General features: G+C 71.8%; 6 protein-coding genes. 3 read left to right on the plus strand and 3 right to left on the minus strand.

The features are described from left to right. The first annotated feature begins 53 nt into the window (after positions 1–53). From EW117_RS05145 to EW117_RS05155, 3 genes are all read left to right on the plus strand, one after another. Complete coding sequence (locus tag EW117_RS05145; protein WP_129784345.1) at positions 54–1,229, plus strand: ROK family transcriptional regulator; 1,176 nt, start codon at positions 54–56, stop codon at positions 1,227–1,229. 31 nt (positions 1,230–1,260) lie between these two features. Beyond that, entirely contained in the window at positions 1,261–2,436 is a 1,176-nt protein-coding gene (locus EW117_RS05150; RefSeq protein ID WP_129784347.1) for a glycosyltransferase family 4 protein, read from the plus strand. A 146-nt stretch (positions 2,437–2,582) separates the two neighbouring features. Beyond that, positions 2,583–3,209, plus strand: a complete 627-nt coding sequence (locus tag EW117_RS05155; protein WP_129784349.1) for a prepilin peptidase — start codon at positions 2,583–2,585, stop codon at positions 3,207–3,209. Positions 3,210–3,251: 42 nt separating this feature from the next. Here the strand turns inward: EW117_RS05155 and guaA are convergent, their stop codons facing one another. The 3 genes from guaA to dgoD form a co-directional block, all read right to left on the minus strand. Beyond that, a complete protein-coding gene (gene guaA / locus EW117_RS05160) occupies positions 3,252–4,862 on the minus strand; it encodes a glutamine-hydrolyzing GMP synthase (RefSeq protein ID WP_277986445.1) in 1,611 nt (536 codons plus the stop codon). 9 nt (positions 4,863–4,871) lie between these two features. Further along, positions 4,872–6,257, minus strand: a complete 1,386-nt coding sequence (locus tag EW117_RS05165; protein WP_129784351.1) for an MFS transporter — start codon at positions 6,255–6,257, stop codon at positions 4,872–4,874. Positions 6,258–6,262: 5 nt separating this feature from the next. Then, positions 6,263–7,321 (minus strand): galactonate dehydratase (gene dgoD, locus EW117_RS05170; protein WP_129784353.1); only part of this gene is annotated, 1,059 nt, incomplete at its 5' end.

Consider the following 7,321-nt stretch of genomic DNA (forward strand, 5'->3'; position numbering starts at 1 on the left):
CCGTAAGAAGTCCCCAAACGCGACGCTCCCGTTGGCTCGAACCCCGGAGATCCATGCCCCGACAGACTTCAGCCACAGCCGCAGAGAACCGGATCCTCGTACTGATCGGATCGGGCCGCGCCCGCTCACGCCGAGAGCTGGCCGAGAACCTGGGCCTCTCCGCGTCGACGATCTCCCAGCACGTCCAGTCGCTCATCGCCCGGGGGCTCGTCACCGAGGGCGGCACCACCACCTCGAGCGGCGGACGCCGGCCCCGGGAGCTGCGCCTCGTCGGCAGCACGGGGTTCATCGGCGCCATCGACCTGGGCGGCGGGCACGCGCGCCTGGGGATCGTGCGTCGCGGCGGCGGCATCGCCGGTACGAGCGAGGTTCCCGTCGACCTGGCGACCGGCGCCGAGAACGTCATCGCGGAGCTCAGCCGCGAGCTTCTCGCGCTGGCCGGGCGGCTCGGGCTCGACGGTTCCCTCGCCGGGGCAGGCATCGCGCTGCCCGGCCCGGTGGACCTGCGGCACCGGACGGTCGAGAGCCCTTCGCGGATGCCGGGCTGGTCGGGGCGCGACGTCGGTGCGCTGCTGGGGGACGCGCTCGGGGTGCCCTCCGTGATCGAGAACGACGCCAACGCGATGGCCCTCGGCGAGCACTTCGCGCGGTCGCCGCGCGCGCAGCACTCCGTGACGGTCAAGGCGGGCACCGCGATCGGCGCCGGAGTCCTCGTGGACGGGCAGATTCATCGCGGGGCCACCGGGGCCGCGGGCGACATCACCCACACCCGCGTCACCGCGGCCGGGGACACCCCGTGCTCGTGCGGCAACCGGGGCTGCCTCGAGACGGTGTCCTCGGGTGCGGCTCTGGTGCGCGAGCTCCGCGCCAAGCAGTACGACGTGACCAGGACGGCGGACGTCCTCGCGCTCGTCCGGGACGCGGACCCGGTTGCCACCACGCTCGTCCGGACCGCAGGTCGGCATCTCGGCGAGGTGCTGTGCGCCGTCGTCAACTTCTTCAACCCGAACGTGATCTATCTCGGTGGCGCCCTGTCGACGCTCGAGCCGTACGTCTCGGCGATCCGCAGCCAGATCTACGAGGGCGCTCACCCGTTGATGACCCGCGACCTCGCGATCGAGCGGTCCACCCTCGGCGCCGACGCGAACATCGTCGGCGTCGCCCGGCTCGTGGAGGAGGCGCTGCTGCGCGAGGCGACATCCGACCCTCACCGCGCGGCGTGGTCCTGAGGTCCGCGCCGGTCGGTGCGAGGATGACAGCGTGCGCATCACCCACGTCTCGGACACCTACCTCCCGCTGCTCGGCGGCATCGAGACCCAGGTAAGCCGGCTCGCCGGCCAGCAGGCGGCGGCCGGGCACGACGTCGAGGTCATCACCACCACACCTGCCGCCCCCGGCGCGCACGGGGTGAGCACCGCCGTCGAGCACGGTGTCACCGTGCACCGCATCGCTGCGCGCATCCCGGGCGGCTGGCCCATCCACCCGCGCTCGACCGCTCACGTGACCGGTCGCCTCCAGGAGGCGACCGCCCGGGGCGAGCGGCCCGACGTCGTACACCTGCACATGGGAGTGCTCGCCCCCACCGCGCAGGGCGCGCTGCGGCCCGTGACCCGCCTGGGGCTGCCCGCGGTGCTCACGGTGCACAGCGTGTGGGGCGGCGCCTGGCGCCTGTTCGCGGCGGCCGACGCCGTGGCCGGGTGGTCGCGCTGGCCCGTGCGGTGGTCGGCGGTGAGCGAGCTGACGGCCGCACCGCTGCGCCGGCTCCTGCACCCGGCGGACGGTGCGCCCGACGTCGCGATCCTGCCCAACGGCCTCGACCTGGAGGCCTGGCGGGTGCCGCGCACCGAGCGCGGCGCGCGGCCCGAGGGTCCGGCCGTGCACGTCGTGGCCGCGGCCCGGTTCGCGGCACGCAAGCGGATGCTACCGCTGCTCGCCGCCGTCGCCGACGCCGCACGGGAGCTCCCGGACGACGCACTGTTCGTGACGCTCGCCGGCGACGGCCCGGAACGCGCCAGAGCCCTGGGGTTCGTCGAGGAGCACGGTCTGCGCGACTTCGTCTCCCTGCCCGGACGGCTCACCGGCACCGAGCTCAAGCGGCTCTACGCACGCGCCGATGTGTTCGCCGCGCCCTCCCCCGAGGAGGCCTTCGGCATCGCGGCGCTCGAGGCGCAGGCCGCGGGGCTGGCCGTGATCGCCCACGCCGAGTCGGGCGTTGCCGAGCGCGTGGCCGACGGCGGCACGGGCCTCCTGGTGCCCGACGACGGCTCGCTGGCCCCGGCGCTCGTACGGCTCGTGACCGAACCCGGCCTGCTGGACGGGCTGCTGGAGCGGGCCGCGACCCCGCCGTCGGGCGTGGGCTGGCCGGAGGTGCTGGCGGCGACGGAGCAGGCGTACGAGGAGGCGGCGACGCTGGCGGTTCCGAGCCGCCGAACGTAGGCCTGATCGCACTACTTCGCCGAACGTAGGGTTGGTCGCTCTATCGGGCCTCATTCGGCGACTACTCCTACGTTCGGCGGATCTCAGCGCCTCGACCCGGGCCCGGTTCTGGTGCGCCGATCAAGGCCCACGGATAGCCTCCCCAGGTGAGCCCCACCGAACCGGCTGCGACCAGCCCGGCTCAGCCCTTCGTCGTCCGGCAGTATCTGCGCGCGCGGGCCGAGGTGGCGCCGTACGCCCGGGCCATCGGCTTTCTCGCCGTGCCGGCCGCCATCTGGGCCGTCTGGGCGAGCGGTCCGGGCTGGCTCACACCGGCGTACTTCGTCCTCGCCGTGGCGGGTGCGGCGCTCGGCGTGATCGACGCGCACACCCAACGGCTGCCGAACGCGCTGGTCATTCCGCTGACGTGGGCGACGGCGGCCCTGCTCGCACTTGCGGCCCTCGGCACCGGCGCCTGGAGCGCCCTCGGCCGGGCCGCGCTGGGCGGGCTGGCGTTCTTCGCCCTCTACCAGGTGCTGTACTGGCTGACCCCGCGCGGCGGGATCGGCTACGGCGACGTCAAGCTCACCCTGAGCCTGGGCGCCGTCCTTGCGTGGTACTCGTGGACCACGCTGCTGGTCGGCGTCTTCGCCGCACACGTCCTGGCCGGGGTGGTCGCGATAGTTCTGCTGATCGGGCGGCGTGCGGGCTGGAAGACCGGCATCGCGTTCGGCCCGTACATGTTGCTCGGCACCTTCGTCGGACTGACCTGGGCCTACTTCAACGGCTGGTGAGACGACCGCGGCCCCGCCCGGAAGGGGCGGGGCCGCGGGACGTCACTCCCACTCGATGGTGCCCGGCGGCTTGCTCGTCACGTCGAGCACCACGCGGTTGACCTCGCGCACCTCGTTGGTGATGCGCGTCGAGATAGTCGACAGCACGTCGTACGGCAGGCGCGTCCAGTCCGCCGTCATCGCGTCCTCGGACGAGACCGGGCGCAGCACGATCGGGTGACCGTACGTGCGACCGTCGCCCTGGACGCCCACCGAGCGGACGTCAGCGAGCAGCACCACGGGGCACTGCCAGATCTCGTTGTCCAGGCCGGCCTTCGTCAGCTCCTCGCGCGCGATCGCGTCGGCGCGGCGGAGGATCTCCAGGCGCTCGGCGGTGATCTCGCCGACGATCCGGATGCCCAGGCCGGGGCCCGGGAACGGCTGGCGCGAGACGATCTCCTCGGGCACCCCGAGCTCGCGGCCCACCGCGCGGACCTCGTCCTTGAACAGGGTCCGCAGGGGCTCCACCAGGGAGAAGTCCAGGTCGTCGGGCAGGCCGCCCACGTTGTGGTGGCTCTTGATGTTGGCCGCGCCCTCGCCGCCGCCGGACTCGACGACGTCGGGGTACAGCGTGCCCTGCACGAGGAACTTGACCTCCTCGCCGTGCTCACCGGCCTCGGCGACGATGTCCCGCTGCGCGTCCTCGAAGACGCGGATGAACTCGCGGCCGATGATCTTGCGCTTGGTCTCCGGGTCGCTGACGCCCGCGAGCGCCGTCAGAAAGCGCTCCTTCTCGTCGCGGACGATGAGGCGCACGCCGGTCGAGGCGACGAAGTCGGTCTCGATCTGCTCGACCTCGCCGGCCCGCATGAGGCCGTGGTCGACGTGCACGCAGGTGAGCTGGTCGCCCACGGCCCGCTGCACGAGCGCGGCGGCCACCGCGGAGTCGACGCCGCCGGACAGCGCGCAGATGACGCGGGCGCCGCCGATCTGTGCCTTGATCGCGGCCACCTGGTCGGCGATGACGTTGTCGGGAGTCCAGTCGGGCTCGAGTCCCGCGCCCTCGTAGAGGAAGTGCTCCAGCACGGTCTGACCGTGTGCGGAGTGCCGCACCTCGGGGTGCCACTGCACGCCGTACAGGCGGCGGCGGGTGTCCTCGAAGGCGGCGACGGGCGAGCCGTCCGACGTCGCGAGCACCTCGAACCCGACCGGCGCGCGGTGCACGGCGTCGCCGTGGCTCATCCAGGCGGTCTGGTGCTCGGGGGTGTCGGCGAGCAGCACGCCGGCCGAGCAGACCTCGACCTCGGTGCCGCCGAACTCGCTCAGGCCGGTCTGCGCCACCTCACCGCCGAGCGCCTGGGCCATCGCCTGGAACCCGTAGCAGATGCCCATGACCGGCACGCCGGCCTCGAACAGCTTGGGGTCCACGAACGGGGCGCCCGCCGCGTACACGGAGGACGGTCCGCCGGACAGGATGATGGCCGCCGGGTCCTTGGCGAGCATCTGCTCGACGGTCCACGTGTGCGGCACGATCTCCGAGTACACCTTGGCCTCGCGCACGCGGCGCGCGATCAGCTGGGCGTACTGCGCGCCGAAGTCGACGACGATGACCGGTCGGGGGGTCGCTGGCTGGCCTGCCGGCTCGTTCGCCGGGTCGGTGGCGGGTGACGTCACGGGCCAAGTCTATGTGCCCGACGGCGGCCGGGCGCCCCGCGCTTGTGTAACGTCCCGCACCCCGCCGTCGGCCCGGTCGGGGATGCGTTCGACGCGACCCACGAGGAAGACGTAGGACGCGATTCCCGCCAGCGTGACCAGCGTGATGTACGCGAAGCCCGGGGCGAAGCTCGTCTCGCTGACGAGGAACCCGATCACGATCGGCGTCGCGATGGACGACAGGTTGCCGATGAAGTTGAACATGCCGCCTGTCGTGCCGAGCAGTCGCTCCGGCGCGAGCGCCGAGACCAGCGACCAGGTGATCGACGCGAACCCGTTGCCGAAGAACGCGATGCACAGGAATGTGATGACGAGCGCTGTGCTGTCGGTGAAGTTGGCCCCGATCATGGCGGTCGACAGCAGCAGGCCGGCGATGATCGGCCCCTTGCGTGCGAATCCGAGCGACCGGCCCCGGCGGAGCAGCGCGTCCGACACGACGCCCGACAGGAGGACACCGACCAGCGCGGCGAGGTACGGCAGGGAGACCAGGAACCCGGACTGGATGAAGTCCATGCCGCGGTAGTCCACGAGGTAGGTGGGGAACCAGGTCAGGAAGAACCACAGCGTCGAGGTGAGGCAGAACTGCCCGAGGTAGATACCCCACAGCTTGCGGGAGCGCAGCACGTAGGCGAAGTCCTTGACGTCGAACTTCTTCTTCTCCTGGCTCGCCGCCCGGATGTCGGCCTCGATGTCGACGAGGCCGCCGCCGTCCGCGATGTGCGCGATCTCGGCCTCGTTGGCCTTCGAGGCGCGGGGCTCGCGGTAGACGACGTACCAGACCACGCCCCAGACGACGCCGACGGCGCCGGTGACGATGAAGACCCAGTGCCAGCTGAACGCCGTCTGCAGCCACGTCAGCACGGGTGTGAGCAGCGCGAGGCCGATGAACTGGCCCGACGTGTAGAACCCGATGGCCGTGGCCCGCTCCTTGTCGGGGAACCAGGTGGTCGCCACGCGGTTGTTGATGGGGTACGCGGGCGCCTCGAGGACGCCGACCAGCAGCCGCAGCACGATCAGGGCGACGAACCCGCCCGCGAGGCCCATGAACGCCGTCGCGAGCGACCACAGGATCAGGCAGGCCGGGTAGAGGATCCGCGGCGACACCCGGTCGATCAGCCAGCCGCCCGGGATCTGCAGGGCGGCATAGGTCCACCCGAACGCGCTGAGCAGCAGACCCTGTGCCTGCGGGGTGAGCCCGTACTCGTCGGCGATGGCGGGCATCGCCACCGAGAGGTTGGCCCGGTCGAGGTAGTTGATGACGACGGTGACGAAGAGCATCACCGCGATGACGAGCCGAGCCCGCGTGGCCTGACGGTGCAGGCCGGGGTCGATGGTGCGCGTGTTCCGGAAGGTCATGGGCGTCACCACTCTGCGAACGATCCGTCGGCGTGCCGCCAGACCGGGTTGCGCCAGCGGTGTCCATCCGCGGCACGCTCGCGGACGTAGTCCTCGTCCACCTCGATACCCAGACCGGGTCCCTGCGGGATCGCGACGGAGCCGTCCTCGTATGCGAAGACCGTCGGGTCGGCGATGTAGTCGAGCAGGTCGTTCGAGGTGTTGTAGTGGATGCCGAGGCTCTGCTCCTGGATCACCGCGTTGTAGGCGACGGCATCGAGCTGCAGGCAGGAGGCCAGCGCAATCGGGCCGAGCGGGCAGTGCGGGGCGACGGCGATGTCGTAGGCCTCCGCCATCGCCGCGATCTTGCGGACCTCGGTGATGCCGCCGGCGTGGGACAGGTCGGGCTGGATGATGTCGACGACGCCCGAGGTGATGACCTCCTTGAAGTCCCACCGGGAGTACAGCCGCTCCCCGAGCGCGATCGGCGTGGCCGAGTTGCGCAGCACGTCGGCGATGCCGTCGACGTGTTCGGACAGCACCGGCTCCTCGACGAACATGAGGTGATAGGGCGCCAGCGCGTCCAGCAGAACCCGGGCCATCGGGCGATGCACGCGTCCGTGGAAGTCGACACCGATGCCGATGTCCGGGCCTACCGCCTCGCGCACCGCTGCCACGTTGGCGACCACCCGCTCGACCTTGTCGCGCGAGTCGAGGTACTGCAGCTCCTCGGGGCCGTTCATCTTGATCGCGGAGAACCCCCGCTCGACTGCGGCCTTGGCCTGGGCGGCAGTCTCGGCGGGCCGGTCGCCGCCGATCCACGAGTAGACCTTGATCCGGTCTCGCACGCGGCCACCCAGCAGGTCGTGCACCGGCACCCCGAGGGCCTTGCCCTTGATGTCCCAGAGCGCTTGGTCGATGCCAGCGAGCGCGCTCATGTGGATGCCGCCGCCGCGGTAGAACCCGGCGCGGTACAGGACCGTCCAGTGCTCCTCGATACGCCGGGGGTCCTGGCCGATCAGGTAGTCGGACAGCTCCTCGACGGCGGCCGCGACGCTGGCCGCGCGCCCCTCGAGGACGGGCTC

Origin of the sequence: Promicromonospora panici (assembly GCF_900608595.1) — a bacterium.
GTDB lineage: Bacteria > Actinomycetota > Actinomycetes > Actinomycetales > Cellulomonadaceae > Promicromonospora > Promicromonospora panici.